Annotated in this window: 12 protein-coding genes and 1 pseudogene; 6 read left to right on the forward strand and 7 right to left on the reverse strand. The window is 62.3% G+C overall.

Features of this window, described 5'->3' with window-relative positions; genetic code table 11:
• Window positions 1-15 precede the first annotated feature (15 nt).
• Complete coding sequence (gene tesB / locus AC1Q6D_RS23515) at window positions 16-885, forward strand: acyl-CoA thioesterase II (RefSeq protein ID WP_047533601.1); 870 nt, start codon at window positions 16-18, stop codon at window positions 883-885.
• Window positions 882-1,523: an HAD family hydrolase gene (locus AC1Q6D_RS23520; RefSeq protein ID WP_052193627.1), complete on the forward strand. Its 642-nt coding sequence runs from the start codon at window positions 882-884 to the stop codon at window positions 1,521-1,523. Before tesB ends, AC1Q6D_RS23520 begins: the two co-directional genes overlap by 4 nt.
• On the opposite strand, the gene AC1Q6D_RS23525 is transcribed toward AC1Q6D_RS23520, so the two are convergent.
• From AC1Q6D_RS23525 to AC1Q6D_RS23540, 4 genes are all read right to left on the reverse strand, one after another.
• Window positions 1,483-2,442: an alpha/beta fold hydrolase gene (locus AC1Q6D_RS23525; RefSeq protein ID WP_103403469.1), complete on the reverse strand. Its 960-nt coding sequence runs from the start codon at window positions 2,440-2,442 to the stop codon at window positions 1,483-1,485. The two genes, AC1Q6D_RS23520 and AC1Q6D_RS23525, sit on opposite strands and share 41 nt — an antisense overlap.
• Complete coding sequence (gene ypfJ, locus AC1Q6D_RS23530; protein ID WP_103403470.1) at window positions 2,443-3,330, reverse strand: KPN_02809 family neutral zinc metallopeptidase; 888 nt, start codon at window positions 3,328-3,330, stop codon at window positions 2,443-2,445. It lies immediately after the preceding gene.
• Window positions 3,331-3,575: 245 nt separating this feature from the next.
• On the reverse strand, window positions 3,576-4,409 hold the full coding sequence (locus tag AC1Q6D_RS23535; protein WP_047533592.1) for an aldo/keto reductase: 834 nt from the start codon (window positions 4,407-4,409) through the stop codon (window positions 3,576-3,578).
• Window positions 4,393-6,141 carry an FAD-dependent oxidoreductase gene (locus AC1Q6D_RS23540; RefSeq protein ID WP_103403471.1) on the reverse strand — a complete coding sequence of 583 codons (1,749 nt, stop codon included), beginning with the start codon at window positions 6,139-6,141 and terminating at the stop codon, window positions 4,393-4,395. The genes AC1Q6D_RS23535 and AC1Q6D_RS23540 overlap by 17 nt, the downstream gene beginning before the upstream one ends.
• 175 nt (window positions 6,142-6,316) lie before the next feature.
• On the opposite strand from AC1Q6D_RS23540, the gene AC1Q6D_RS23545 reads away from it, so the two are divergent.
• The 4 genes from AC1Q6D_RS23545 to AC1Q6D_RS23560 all read left to right on the forward strand — a co-directional run bounded on the left by AC1Q6D_RS23545 (window position 6,317) and on the right by AC1Q6D_RS23560 (window position 10,202).
• Complete coding sequence (locus tag AC1Q6D_RS23545; protein WP_103403472.1) at window positions 6,317-7,093, forward strand: IclR family transcriptional regulator; 777 nt, start codon at window positions 6,317-6,319, stop codon at window positions 7,091-7,093.
• Window positions 7,094-7,333: 240 nt separating this feature from the next.
• Window positions 7,334-8,389, forward strand: coding sequence for a Gfo/Idh/MocA family protein (locus tag AC1Q6D_RS23550; RefSeq protein ID WP_103403473.1), 1,056 nt, complete (start codon window positions 7,334-7,336; stop codon window positions 8,387-8,389).
• Window positions 8,390-8,391: 2 nt separating this feature from the next.
• Window positions 8,392-9,207 carry a sugar phosphate isomerase/epimerase family protein gene (locus AC1Q6D_RS23555; protein WP_103403474.1) on the forward strand — a complete coding sequence of 272 codons (816 nt, stop codon included), beginning with the start codon at window positions 8,392-8,394 and terminating at the stop codon, window positions 9,205-9,207.
• A gap of 116 nt (window positions 9,208-9,323) precedes the next feature.
• Window positions 9,324-10,202: a DMT family transporter gene (locus AC1Q6D_RS23560; protein WP_103403475.1), complete on the forward strand. Its 879-nt coding sequence runs from the start codon at window positions 9,324-9,326 to the stop codon at window positions 10,200-10,202.
• Between the two features lie 6 nt (window positions 10,203-10,208).
• On the opposite strand, the gene AC1Q6D_RS23565 is transcribed toward AC1Q6D_RS23560, so the two are convergent.
• The 3 genes and pseudogenes from AC1Q6D_RS23565 to AC1Q6D_RS23575 all read right to left on the reverse strand — a co-directional run bounded on the left by AC1Q6D_RS23565 (window position 10,209) and on the right by AC1Q6D_RS23575 (window position 13,267).
• On the reverse strand, window positions 10,209-11,072 hold the full coding sequence (locus tag AC1Q6D_RS23565) for a methyl-accepting chemotaxis protein (protein ID WP_371919888.1): 864 nt from the start codon (window positions 11,070-11,072) through the stop codon (window positions 10,209-10,211).
• A pseudogene (locus AC1Q6D_RS23570) lies at window positions 11,064-11,930 on the reverse strand (MCP four helix bundle domain-containing protein); the annotation flags it as partial. The gene AC1Q6D_RS23565 and the pseudogene AC1Q6D_RS23570, both read right to left, overlap by 9 nt.
• Entirely contained in the window at window positions 11,930-13,267 is a 1,338-nt protein-coding gene (locus AC1Q6D_RS23575; RefSeq protein WP_103403477.1) for an MFS transporter, read from the reverse strand. The pseudogene AC1Q6D_RS23570 and the gene AC1Q6D_RS23575, both read right to left, overlap by 1 nt.
• Window positions 13,268-13,374 lie beyond the last annotated feature (107 nt).

A 13,374-nucleotide genomic window follows, 5' to 3' on the forward strand; every position in this document is an offset into this window, starting at 1 on the left:
GTGAGGAGAGTCTGAATGAGCCAAGTGTTGGATGATCTGGTCGACCTGCTGACCCTGGAGCCGATTGAGGAAAACCTGTTCCGTGGCCGTAGCCAGGACCTGGGTTTTCGGCAGTTGTTCGGTGGCCAGGTACTCGGCCAGTCCCTGTCGGCGGCCAGTCAGACCGTCGATGAGGCGCGCCATGTGCATTCGATGCACGGCTACTTCCTGCGTCCGGGCGACGCCGGGTTGCCGGTGGTGTATCAGGTTGATCGGGTGCGCGACGGTGGCAGTTTCAGCACACGCCGGGTGACCGCGATCCAGAAGGGCCATCCGATCTTCACCTGCAGCGCCTCGTTCCAGTACGACGAAGAAGGTTTCCAGCACCAAAGCGAAATGCCGCAAGTGGTCGGTCCGGAAAACCTGCCATCGGAGCTGGAGCTGACCCAGCAGCGCGCGCACCTGATCCCCGAGAAAATGCGCGAAAAACTGCTGTGCCCCAAGCCGATCGAGTTCCGGCCGATCACCGAAAAGGATCCCTACAACCCGCTGCCATCCGACCCGATCAAGTACGTCTGGTTTCGTGCCGACGGTGCCTTGGCCGACTCCCCGGCGTTGCACAAGTACTTGTTGGCCTATGCCTCGGATTTCGGTCTGCTGACCACCTCGATGCAGCCCCATGGCAAATCGGTCTGGCACAAGGACATGCAGGTCGCCAGCCTCGATCATGCGCTGTGGTTCCACGCTGATCTGCGTGCCGATGACTGGTTGTTGTACGCGATGGACAGTCCCTGGGCCGGCAACTCCCGTGGTTTCTCCCGTGGCAGCGTGTTCAACCGCGCCGGGAAACTGGTGGCCTCGGTCACGCAGGAAGGCCTGATCCGTCATCGCAAGGATTGGTCATGAGCCTGGCCGATGTGCGTCACTGGGTGTTCGACATGGACGGCACCCTGACGGTGGCCGTGCATGATTTCGCGGCGATTCGCGTGGCGCTGGCGATCCCGGCCGAAGACGACATCCTGACCCACCTCGCCGCGCTACCGGCCGACGAAGCCGCTGCCAAGCATGCGTGGCTGCTCGAGCACGAGCGCGACCTGGCGCTCGGGTCGAAACCGGCACCGGGTGCCGTAGAGCTGGTGCGTGACCTGGCCGGGCGCGGGTATCGCCTGGGCATTCTCACGCGCAATGCCCGTGAATTGGCGCATGTCACGCTGGAGGCCATTGGCCTGGCTGACTGCTTCGCGGTGGAGGACGTGCTCGGTCGAGATGAAGCGCCGCCAAAACCGCACCCCGGTGGTTTGCTGAAATTGGCGCAAGCCTGGAACGTACCGGCGAGCGAAATGGTGATGGTCGGTGATTACCGCTTTGATCTGGATTGCGGGCGGGCGGCGGGGGCACGGACGGTGCTGGTGAACCTGCCGGATAATCCGTGGCCGGAATTGACCGATTGGCATGCGGCCGATTGCATCGAGTTGCGGCAGATGCTCTCGGCCAGCGCGAAACCTACAGCCCGAACAACGCCTTTTGCCCCTCCGGCGAAGTAAACATCCCATCCCCGTCATGCCCGACGCCGGGCACTTCGATCAGTTGCTGATTGAGCCCTTTCGGTTGCAGCCGCTTCAGATACTCAAAGTAATTGCGCCCGCGGGCCAATCGATAGGGGCCTTGCGCCTGGGCTTCACAGCCCTTGTCCAGCGCCGGGTGGTTGGGGTCGATGTCCTGTTGCCCCAGCAGATAAACGATGTTGCGCTTGACGTAGGTTGCCTGCAGTTGCGCAGGCGTTTTCCCTTCGGCGTAGGCGGGTAGATCCGTCAGCCCGTACTTCCAGCGATTGAAGTCCGGGCAGCGGGCATGGCTGAAAGCCACTGGCCGGCGTTCGTCGAAGTACGCATAGGAAGATGGATTGGCGATGACATAGCGCACCTGCACCCCGGCGGCGTCGAGGGCTGGCTGATCGTGTCCGAGCATGGCGTATCGCTGAACCACTTGAGCGCCACCGGAGTGGCCGGCGATGACGATTTGCTTCACATCGGGAAACTGCTCGCGATCACCCAGGCGGGCGATGATTTCGTCCAGCGCCGCAAAGGCGCTGAGACGGAACGGCGCAGTGGATTCGCCACCCGCCATCCACTCATTGCCCTGCCAGCGCAGAACCGTCTCGGCAACGGGATGCATCGCGACGTCGGTTTCATTGAGGAATTGTGGGGCGATGATCAGTGTTGTCGCACTTTGCCCGGCCAGTTCCGCCGCGTGTTCGCCGCTGTGCAGGTAGGTCTGTGCGTTGCGCAAGCGACCATGGACGATGATCAACACTCGTTCGATTTTGGCCGGGCCAGGGCTGATGCCCACCGCGATCTCGCCTGATTTCAACAACAGGCGTCCGGGGCTGACCTCCTTGACGGCATGCTCGGCAGCCCAAGTACTTGTGCAGGTGATCAACAACGCCAACAGCCACGTCTTCATTTACAGATTTTTCGCCGCAAAGGTATCGCACTGGCCAACCTGGCCCTGGGCGAATCCGGTTTTGAACCAGCGCACCCGTTGCGCCGACGTACCATGGGTAAACGAGTCGGGCACCACACGGCCTTGACCCTGTTGCTGCAAACGATCATCGCCGATGGCATTGGCAGCGTTGAGCGCTTCTTCGACATCGCCCGGTTCCAGCCAGTTCAGCCGTCGTTGTGCATGGTTGGCCCAGACGCCGGCCAGGCAATCGGCTTGCAGTTCTTGACGCACCAGCAAGCCACCATCGCCTTCCATTTGCCGGCCTTGCTGGCGCGCGGCCTGAATTTTCGCGGAAACACCAAGTAAGGTCTGCACGTGGTGTCCGACTTCGTGAGCGATCACGTAGGCCTGGGCGAAGTCCCCCGCCGCGGAAAAACGTTGGGCCATTTCCTGGAAAAACGCCATGTCCAGATAGACCTTCTGGTCCGCCGGGCAATAAAACGGACCGGTCGCCGACGTCGCCAGGCCGCAGGCCGAGTTCACGCGATTGCTGAACAACACCAGGGTCGGGTCTTTGTATTGCTTGCCGGCCTGCTGGAATATCTGCTGCCAGGTGTCCTCGGTATCACCCAGAATCGAACGGACGAATTCGGCGCCTTCATCACTGGCTGGTGGCGCCTTGCGCGTCTGAGTGGTCGCCGGTGCCGTTTGCTGGCCCATCTGCCCGGTCAGTTGGCCGAGGATCTGCAGTGGGTCCTGGCCGGTGATCCAGCCGATGCCGACGATCAGAAGGATCGCCGTCAGGCTCAGGCCCTTGCCACCGCCAAAGCGCATCCCGCCACCGCCGACATCATCGCCACGGGCATCGACCACGTTGTCACTGCGTCGGCCTTTTTTCCATAGCATGTGGGAATCCTCTTCTGTTCCGGGTAATGACCCCGTGCGGTGAGTGTTGCTGCCAAGTGGGAGCGGCGCCAGTCCAGTCGTCCGGGTTTTTGTCGCACGCGCCCCTAGGCCCGGCAACCCCTGACGGATTGCCGAGCACATTTCAGGCTTGTATTGAACACGGACACCCCGACGAATTCCGCAGGGCGACGGTTTTTTTATCGGGGGAGCATCGAGCGCTGCGTAAAGCGCTCGGATCGGCGGGGTTATTCGTCGAACGCGTCCCATACCGGGGCAAAGGGCGGGCTGACCTGGCGCTCGCGTTTGGAAAGGCTGGCGATCAAGGCGCGGTCCGTGTCATCCAGTTGCACCTCCAGCGCCGCCAGGTTGGCCCGTTGATTGGCCTCGCTACTGGCCTTGGGAATGGCGGCCACGTTCGCTTGATCCAGCAGCCATTTGAGTGCGACCTGGGTTGGCAGCACGCCGTGTTTGGCGGCGATCTGCCGGATCTGCGGGATGTCCGAGACCTTGTTGCGAGCCAGGGGCGTGTAGGCCGTGAGGGCCAGATCGTGTTGACGGGCGTAGTTCAGCAGGGCGTTTTGGCCGAGCAGTACGTGATACTCGACCTGAATGGCGGACAGCGGAGCGCCCAGTTCCTCGACGACTGTGCGCAACAGCGGCAGCGGAAAATTCGCCACGCCGATATTGCGCGCCAGGCCTTGTTCCTTGAACGACACCAGGGTCTCGATCGTGCTCGGCAAGTCCCAGTCGGTGCTCGGCCAATGGATCATGAACAGGTCGACGTAATCGCTGCGCAGGGCCTTGAGGCTGCGGTCCATGGAGTGGCGCATGGCGTCGGGCTGCAGTTGGTCCCACCAGACCTTGGTGGTGACATGGATCTGCTCGCGGGGTGTCGGACTGTTCGCCAGTGCTTGACCGACAGCGTCTTCGTTGTTGTAGCCCGCCGCGGTATCGATGTGCCGATAACCCAGTGCCAGGGCCTGTTCCACGGCGCGGGTGCATTCTTCGCCCAGCATCGGCCAGGTGCCGAGGCCCAGTTTTGGCATGTTCAAGCCTTGGGCGTTAACGATGTGCTGCATGGTCGATCTCCTTTTCATAAGCGGTGATACCCGCGATATGCCGCGCGGCGATGTAGCCGAAGGTCAGCGCCGGGCCCAGATTGATGCCGCCGGCGGGGTAGTGCCCGCCCATGATGCTGGCCATGTCGCCGCCCGCCGCATACAGACCGGCGATGGCCTGACCTGTGTCGTCGAGGACCTGGGCGTGTGCGTTGACCTTGAGCCCGGCGAAGGTGCCGAAGCAACCGGGCTGGACCTTCACCGCGTAGAACGGGCCTTGTTCGATCGGCGCGACGCAGGGGTTGGGTTGTTGCCGCGCATCGCCCTGCTTGCGGTTATAGGGGGTCGAACCGCGACCGAACTGCGGGTCTTCACCGTTGCGCGCATGGCGGTTGTAGTCTTCCACGGTGCGGCGTAGACCGTCCGGATCGATGCCGCAGGCCGACGCCAATGCTTCAAGAGTGTTACCGGTTTTCAGATAGCCGCTGCGGATAAAGGATGACAACGGCACCGGAAACGGCCGAGAGATGCCCAGCCCGTAGCGCCGCTGGAAACCATGGCTGCAAATCAGCCACGAAGCGACCTCTTCGCCTGGCGGGGCAGCGGCGACCATGGCCTTGACGTAGTCGTAGTAGCCGTTGGCTTCGTTGACGAAGCGCTGGCCATTGCTCAGCACGCCGATGATCCCCGGCTTGCCGCGTTCAATAATGTGCGGGAAATGGCCAACGCTGCCATCGCTGTGCGGCACCTGCGAGACCGGTGCCCAGGCGACCGGTGACGCCATATCGGTATTCACTCGAGCGCCGACGCTTTCGCCCAGTCGCAGCCCGTCGCCGGACACCGCCAGCGGTGGCAGGGCCAGGTGTTCACGCCCGGTTGGCGTGCGTGGAAACAATGCCTTGCGCCGTTCGATGTCATTGGCAAAGCCGCCCGCCGCGAGTACCACGGCCTTGCGCGCGTGGATGCGCACCGAACCTTTGGTAGTGCTGACCACCGCGCCATGGACCTGATTGTTCTCGCGCAGCAACTCGGTGACGGGCGCCGACTCCCACAGCAATACGCCGAGGTCCTCGGCGGATTTTGCCAGGCGTGCGACCAGCGCCACACCGTTGACCAGTTGCATCGCGCGGCCATGCACGGCGAGGTCGAGCAGGTGGCGGGTGAAGCGTCGGGTGACGTGCCAGGCGGCGGGCAGCGAGCGGGTCAGGTTGAGGAATGCCGTAAGGTCCGCGCCCGCCATGATTGGCATACCCATGAACGACGTTTCACGCATGGTTTTGCGCAGACGCTTGAGCAGCTTGCCGACTTTTCGTGCGTCATAGGGGGCGGCGATCACCGAGCGCCCGCCGGTGCCTGCGCCTGGCGTGTCGCCGTGAATGTCGGCAATGGCATTGCCGTCGGCGAATTGCAGCGAGGTGTGCTGTTCGAAAAACGCAACCATCTGTGGGCCGGCCTCCAGGAAGGCATCAATCATTGCCGGCTCGAAGTGCTCGCCCAACTCGTGTTTTAAATAGGTGCGTGGCAGTGCCACGTCTTCGACGATGCCGGCGCGACGGGCCAGGGGATTGCAGGGCACCCAGGCCCAGCCGCCGGACCATGCCGTGGCGCCACCGAAAACCGCATCCTTTTCCACCACAATGACTTTCAGGCCATGCCATGCCGCCGTGACAGCGGCCGACAAACCGGCCGCACCGGAGCCGACGATCAGCACATCACAGTCGATGTCGGGAAGAATGGGCGGTTCGGCAGGCATTGTGAGCACTCCAGTGGCTTATTATTTTGGAATTTGATTCCAGAAAATATAAGAGGTCGACGGAGTCGGGCAAGCCTGTGGCGCACAAAGCGGGCGGTAATCGGACGGCGAGTTCCAGATTTCGCATTCGGCCGGTTGTCTTCTAGAATCGAGCAAATTTTGCGTGGAAGCTCCCATGGCCGGCAGTCAGATCGAACGTGTTTTCAGTGTGCTTGAAAGCCTCACCAGCGACCCCCGTGGCCTGCCGATGCAGACCCTGGCAGAGCAGCTGGACATCCCCAAGAGCGCCACCCATCGCATGCTGGCGGAGCTGATTCGCCTCGGTTATGTGCGACAGAACCCGGAGAACCTGCGCTACCACCTGTCGACCAAGCTGGTGGCGATGGGGTTCCGTTATCTGTCGAGCAGTGGCGCCGATATCGTGCAGCCGGTGCTCGATCGCCTGGCTCAGGAAACCGGTGAACTGGTGCGTCTGGGCGTCATAGACGGCGAGCGGCAGACCTGGATCGCCAAGTCCCAGGGGGCCCGCTCCGGCTTGCGTTACGACCCGGACATGGGCCGCGATGCACCGCTGTTTTACACGGCCTCCGGGCATGCGTGGCTGGCGTGCATGAGCGATGCCGAAGCCCTGTCGCTGGTAGAACGCCAGGCCATGGACCGACCACTGGAACTGGGGCCGAATGCGCCGCGCTCGAACATTGAATTGCTCGAGCGCCTGCGCCTGGCGCGGGAGCAAGGCTACGCCTGTGTCGAGGAAAGTTCGGCGATAGGCACGTCGGCGATTGCCGCGGTGGTGCGTCATCCCGGCTCTGGCCGGGTGATTGGCGTACTCAGCATTGCCGGGCCGAGCGCGCGGATGCCGGGCGCACGACTGCATGAACTGGCGCCGTTGTTGTTGAGGTTTACCGAGGAATTGTCGGCGGCGAGCCTGGCGTCGGAGTTATTTAACTAGGGGCGGAAGTTTCTCCTGTGGGAGCGGGCTTGCCCGCGATGAGGGACGTATATCCGACATCATTGTTGGCTGGAGGTCCGCTATCGCGGGCAAGCTCGCTCCCACAAAGGATTTTCGTTTGCCAAATGAAAGCTGTGCGCTGTTCGAACACTTTCAGTCCTTGTGTGTGTAAGAATCTGGAACCTGGTTCTAAATTATTGGAAATCTTCCTTCCAACAATAAACACAAGAGGACCGCGCCTTGAATTCGCCCCTTCGAATCGCCCTGATCGGCGCTGGCATCATGGGCCAGCAGCATTACCGGCATCTGAAAACCCTGACTGAAGCGACGCTGTGCGCCGTGGCCGATCCCGGTCCGCTAGCAGCAACCCTCGCCGCCGAATGGGGAGTGGCGTATTTCGCCGATCACGCTCAGATGCTGGAGCAGACGAAGCCGGACGCGGTCATCGTCGCCAATCCGAATAATCTGCACGTCAGCACTGCCCTCGATTGCCTCGCCGTCGGTGTAGCGGTGTTGCTGGAGAAACCGGTCGGCGTGCATCTGGATGAGGTTCGCCGGTTGGTGGAGGCTTCGAAGGCTACGGGAGTACCGGTGCTGGTGGGCCATCATCGGCGGCACAACCCGTTGATCGTCCGTGCCCATGAACTGGTCAAGAGCGGCGCCTTGGGCCGGTTGACCACGGTCACGGCGCTCTGGCAGTTGCGCAAACCCGACAGTTACTTCGAGACGCCCTGGCGCCGCGAGGCGGGTGCCGGGATGTTGTTGACCAACCTGATCCACGACCTCGATTTGCTGCGGCACTTGTGCGGTGAAGTGCGTCAGGTGCAGGCCATCACCAGCAACGCCATCCGCGGTTTTGCCAACGAAGATTGCGCGGCGGTGTTGCTGCAGTTCGACAACGGTGCCCTGGGCAGCCTGACCGGGTCCGACGCGGTGGCGGCGCCCTGGAGTTGGGAGCTGGATTCCGGGGAGAACCCGGTGTATCCGCGTCAGGCCGACCAGCCGTGTTACTTGCTCGCCGGAACCGGCGGGGCGCTGAGCATTCCGCAACTCAAGCGCTGGCATTACACCGAAGCCGATGGCGGGTGGCATCAGTCCCTGGTGCAGACGCAGGAAAGCTTCAGCGCCGATGAGGCGTTGCGCTTGCAGTTGCAGCATTTCGTGCGCGTCGTGCGCCGGGAAGTCGAGCCGCTGGTGAGCGCCGCCGATGCCGCCCGCACCCTGGCGCTGATCGAAGCCATCCGCGAAGCCGCCGAAACCGGTCGCGCTTGCACACCTTCCCTGATTGAGGCTTGACCATGAGTGAACGAATCTTTTCCCTGGCCAGTCTGACCGTGCTGGAGCTGTCACCGCCCGAGATGGTCGACGTCGCGGCGCGGGCCGGGTACAGCCACGTCGGCTTGCGTCTGGTGCCGGCGACGCCGGAGGAGCACCATTTTGCCCTGGTGGCGGATGCGGGTTTGCGCCGTCAGACCCTGGCGCGTCTGCGCGATACCGGCCTACGTGTACTGGATGTTGAAATCCTGCGCTTGAAGCCGGATACCGTCGTCGCCGAATTCGAGAAGGTGCTGGCGGTCGGTGCCGAATTCGGTGCGACTGAATTACTGGTGGCCGGTAATGATGTGGATGAGCAACGCCTGACCGATAACTTTGCGCTGCTTTGTGATCTGGCGGCCCCATATGGACTGCATCCGCACCTGGAGTTCATGCCCTGGACCGATGCGCGCAACCTTGAGCAAGCCGTGCGCATCGTCGAGGCAGCCGGGCGCGAAAACGGTGCAGTGCTGGTGGATGCGTTCCATTTCGATCGCTCCGGGTCGCGGCTGGAAGATCTGGCCAGGGTTGCCCCTTCGCGGCTACGGTATGCGCAGTTATGTGATGTGGCGGGGCCCCGTCCGGCGGACATGGCCGAGATTTTGCGTCAGGCCCGTAACGAGCGGCGGTTTCCCGGCGATGGCGATTGCGATCTGCCGGGGCTGTTGCGTTGTTTGCCGGCTAACATTCCATTGAGTCTGGAAATTCCCACCCTGCAACTGCTGGAGCAGGGCGTGAGCGGCCTGGACCGGGCGCAGATGGCGTTGGATAAAACCCGGGAATTGTTGGCGCGGCTGTAAGCGGTGCTGCGCACCTGTCGCGGGCAAGCCACGCACCCACACGTTTTATGCGGACCTGTGGGTGCGTGGCTTGCCCGCGAAGCTTTTGATTTTTGATGTAAACAAAAGGAAACCCAATGACAGTCAGCACCCCGCTTTCCGGCGTCAATCAGCCCTTCAAGGGCATCTTGCTGATCGTCGTTGCCACCTTCCTGTTTTCCAGTCATGACGCGATATCCAAATACCTCTCGGGGTTCTACCCGATTGTCATGGTGGTGTGGGCGCGTTATGTGGTGCACACCTTGTTGATGGCCGGGATTTTCCTGCCGCAATCCGGGTTGCGGGTGTTGCGTACCAAGCGCCCGTTGCTGCAATTGGCCCGGGCGTTATGCCTGCTGGGCACCAGTCTGTTTTTCACCACGGGGTTGATGTACATCCCGCTGGCGGAAGCGACCTCGGTCAACTTCCTGGCGCCCGTGCTGGTCACGGCGTTGTCGGTGCCGTTGCTCAAGGAGCGCGTGACGCGCGGGCAGTGGCTGGCGGTGATTTTCGGTTTCAGTGGCGTGCTGATCATTGTTCACCCCGGCGGCGAGTTGTTCACCCCGGCGGTGTTGCTGCCGTTCTGTTCGGCGCTGTTTTTCTGCTTCTATCAACTGCTGACCCGCAAGCTCAGCGAGATCGACAGCCCGACCACCAGCAACTTCTTCGCCGGGCTGTGCAACACCCTGGTGATGAGTGCGTTGGTGCCGTTCTTCTGGCAGGTGCCGAGCCTGCCGCATGGCGTGCTGATGCTGGCGCTGGGCGCCTGCGGCATGACGGCGCATCTGTTTCTGACCCAGGCTTTCCGCCATGCCGCGCCCGCCTTGCTGGCGCCCTTCAGTTACTGCCAGATCGTGTTTGCCGGTCTGCTGGGCTGGTTGCTCTTTTCCCACACGCCAACCCTGACCACGGTGCTCGGGATCGCGGTGATTTGCTGCAGTGGCCTGGCGGCGGCCTGGCAGCAAAGTCGCCGTTGAGGCCGCTCAGAACCTGAAGCGCACCACCAGGTTTTGCAGGCCCGCCGCCAATTGCGACAGCTCCTGGCTGGTAGCACTGGTGCGGGTCGAGGCGTCGGCGCTTTGCAGTGACAGGTCGCGAATGTTCAGCAGATTCCTGTCCACCTCGCGCGCCACCGCCGCTTGCTCTTCCGACGCGCTGGCAATCACCAGGTTGCGCTCATGGATCTGTTCCATGGCCCGGGTAATTTCCGCCAGCGCGATGCCAGCCTGTTCAGCGAGCGACAGGGTTTGCGCAACGCGCTGGCTGCTGTCGTGCATCGACAGCACCACCCCTTCGGTATCGCCCTGAACCCGGCCGATCATCTGTTCGATTTCCCGGGTCGATTGTTGGGTGCGATGGGCCAGTGCGCGAACTTCATCGGCCACGACCGCAAAACCGCGCCCGGCTTCCCCGGCCCTGGCGGCCTCGATGGCCGCGTTGAGCGCCAGCAGGTTGGTCTGTTCGGCGATGGCGCGAATCACGTCCAGCACCTTGCCGATTTCCCGGGATTGCTCGGCCAGGGTCTGCACCTGTTGCAGGGCTGTGCCGGCATCGGCGCTCATGGCCTGGATCGAGTCGAGTGTTTCAATCACCCGCGCCTGACCCTGACTCGCCTGTTGTGTCGACTGGCGCGTACTGTCCGACGTCGATACGGCATTGCGGGCGACTTCTTCCACGGCCACGGTCATCTCGTTCACCGCCGTGGCGGCTTGTTCGATTTCGTTGTGCTGCTGTTGCAGGCGGCCAGAGTCCTGGTGGGTGCTCTGTTTCATCTGGTTGGCGGCAGCGGCCAGTTGCGTGGAGGCGTCGCTGATCCGTTGCAGGGTCTCGCGCAGGCTGGTTTGCATGATCGACAACGCGGTCAGCAAGCGCCCGGTTTCATCCGTGCCGTGGCTGCTGATCGGCGTACTGAGATCCCCGGCGGCGACCTGTTCGGCCACGTCTACGGCCTGACGGATGGGCGCCACGATGCTGCGAATCAACATCCAGGCGAGGAGCACGGTCAGCAGCGAGACGGCGATCAAGGCCCCGATCACCGTGACTTTCACCTGGTTGTAGAGCGCGTCGGCCTGTTGCGCCGATTGACTGACTTGCTGGGTGGTGAGGGCCACCAGCTCGGCGAACTGGTCACCGGTCAGGGTCGAGTAATCCTGGATCTTGCCGTTGAGCAGCGCGGTCATTTCTTCCTGGCGGTTTTCCCGCGACAGGGTTTCGTATTGCGCCAGCGCTTGACGGTATTGGGTGACGGTCGCGACGAATTTTTCGTACGGCTCTCTGTTGTAATCGCCCACGAGGGGGGTGAATTTGTTCAGCGCCTGCTCCAGCCAGCCCTGCACCTGATGCAGGCGGCTCACCGTGGCCTCGAGCACCTTGGGGTCGCGGTTGAGTGCCATGCGCAGGCTGAGTACGCGAATGCTCAATGCATAGTCGCGGATTTCCCCCAGGTAGCGGGTGCTGGGCAGGGAGATGTTCTCGGTGTATTGGCCGGTGGCACGCACTTGGGCGACTTGCTTGAGGGCGAACAAGCCCTGCAACAGCACCAGCAGGGCGATGAGACCGAAGCTGATGACCGCGCGTTGGGCGATGCTCAGGCGACCTGGCGACATGGTTAGACCTCCTTGGCGATGAACGAAAAATCGTGGATTCATGAAATGCGGGCACAAAAAAAGCGCAGGCCCGAAATCGGGCCTGCGCCGAGGCAGCATCAGTCTTCTACTTTCGGAATCTTGCGCGGGGCCATGAAGTACATCCAGATCAGCGCGATGAAGTACATCGCCGGAATCAGGGTGAACAGCACGGTGTAGTTGTTGTTGGTGACGGTCAGGATGTGGCCGACCAACTGGGTCATGAACATCCCGCCAATGGCGGCGCACATGCCACCGAAACCGAACACCGTACTCATCATGTGCTTGGGCGTGTAGTCCATCACCAGGCTCCAGATGTTCGCGGTCCAGGCCTGGTGCGCGCCGATGGCCAGGGAAATGGCAAACACCGCGACCCACAGGCTGCTGGAGCCGGCGGCCATGATCACGCCGATGATGCAGCAGGCGAACAGGAACATGGACATCAGTCGCGCCTTGATCGGGTTGATACCGCGGCCGATCAGGAACGAGGACAGTATCCCGCCGCCCACGCTACCGAAGTCGGCCGTCAGGTAGATGATGATCAGCGGGATGCCCATCTGGGTGACGTTGATCCCCAGGTTGTATTGCTGATTGAGGAACGGTGGCAGCCAGTACAGGTAGAACCAGAACACCGGCGCGGTGATCGAGTAGGCGAGGGCGAAGGCCCAGGTGCCACGCATGCGCAGGATTTTCGAGAACGGTACGCGAGTTTGTTCCGGTTCGACTTCTTTCTGGATGTAGTCCAGTTCCGACTGTTTAACGCGAGGGTGATCTTCCGGGTTGAAGTATTTCAGGCCCCAGCACACCAGCCAGATGCCGCCCAGTGCCGACATGCACAGGAACGCGGCTTGCCAGCCCCAGGCATGCAGGATCAATGGCAGCAGCATCGGCGTGAACATCGCACCGACGTTGGTCCCGGCGTTGAAAATACCGGTGGCCACGGCACGCTCACCGGCCGGGAACCACAGGCGCGTGGTCTTCACGCAGGCCGGGTAGTTGGCGGCTTCGGTCAGGCCGAGGATGAAGCGGCAAACCATGAAGCCAGCCGCCGATGTGGCCAGGCCATGAGCGCCGGTTGCGAGGCTCCAGAGCAGTACGGCGCAGAAGAACACGCGCTTCACACCGACCCGATCGATCAAGCGCCCTTGCAGCACGAAGCCGATGGCGTAACCGACCTGGAACCAGAAGTTGATGTTGGCGTAGTCCATCGCCGTCCAGCTCATTTCCTTGGCCAGGATGGGCTGCATGACGCCGAGGGCGGCGCGGTCGATGTAGTTCAGGGTGGTGGCGAAAAACACCAGCGCCAGCATGCCCCAACGGGTTTTGCCGACGGCCATGGCGCCGCGAATTTTATCGCCGATGCCACCAGTGGTAGCGCTCATGGCCGGGGCCATGCGTGAGCTTTGTGTAGGATTCATGTGTGCCATCCGTTCAATGACTGACAAGCCAGGCTCGTCGGGACTTCAAGGGCGCGTGATCAATCGCTGGCGGCGTGCGCGTGAGGACTGATCGGCTGTTTCGTCGG

The organism is Pseudomonas sp. MT92, assembly GCF_058792515.1.

Excerpts from the sequence above, each read along its gene's own strand:
- tesB (WP_047533601.1), top strand. The coding sequence starts at position 16 with ATGAGCCAAGTGTTGGATGATCTGGTCGACCTGCTGACCCTGGAGCCG.
- AC1Q6D_RS23520 (WP_052193627.1), top strand. The coding sequence starts at position 882 with ATGAGCCTGGCCGATGTGCGTCACTGGGTGTTCGACATGGACGGCACC.
- AC1Q6D_RS23525 (WP_103403469.1), bottom strand. The coding sequence starts at position 2,442 with ATGAAGACGTGGCTGTTGGCGTTGTTGATCACCTGCACAAGTACTTGG.
- ypfJ (WP_103403470.1), bottom strand. The coding sequence starts at position 3,330 with ATGCTATGGAAAAAAGGCCGACGCAGTGACAACGTGGTCGATGCCCGT.
- AC1Q6D_RS23535 (WP_047533592.1), bottom strand. The coding sequence starts at position 4,409 with ATGCAGCACATCGTTAACGCCCAAGGCTTGAACATGCCAAAACTGGGC.
- AC1Q6D_RS23540 (WP_103403471.1), bottom strand. The coding sequence starts at position 6,141 with ATGCCTGCCGAACCGCCCATTCTTCCCGACATCGACTGTGATGTGCTG.
- AC1Q6D_RS23545 (WP_103403472.1), top strand. The coding sequence starts at position 6,317 with ATGGCCGGCAGTCAGATCGAACGTGTTTTCAGTGTGCTTGAAAGCCTC.
- AC1Q6D_RS23555 (WP_103403474.1), top strand. The coding sequence starts at position 8,392 with ATGAGTGAACGAATCTTTTCCCTGGCCAGTCTGACCGTGCTGGAGCTG.
- AC1Q6D_RS23560 (WP_103403475.1), top strand. The coding sequence starts at position 9,324 with ATGACAGTCAGCACCCCGCTTTCCGGCGTCAATCAGCCCTTCAAGGGC.
- AC1Q6D_RS23565 (WP_371919888.1), bottom strand. The coding sequence starts at position 11,072 with ATGCAAACCAGCCTGCGCGAGACCCTGCAACGGATCAGCGACGCCTCC.
- AC1Q6D_RS23575 (WP_103403477.1), bottom strand. The coding sequence starts at position 13,267 with ATGAATCCTACACAAAGCTCACGCATGGCCCCGGCCATGAGCGCTACC.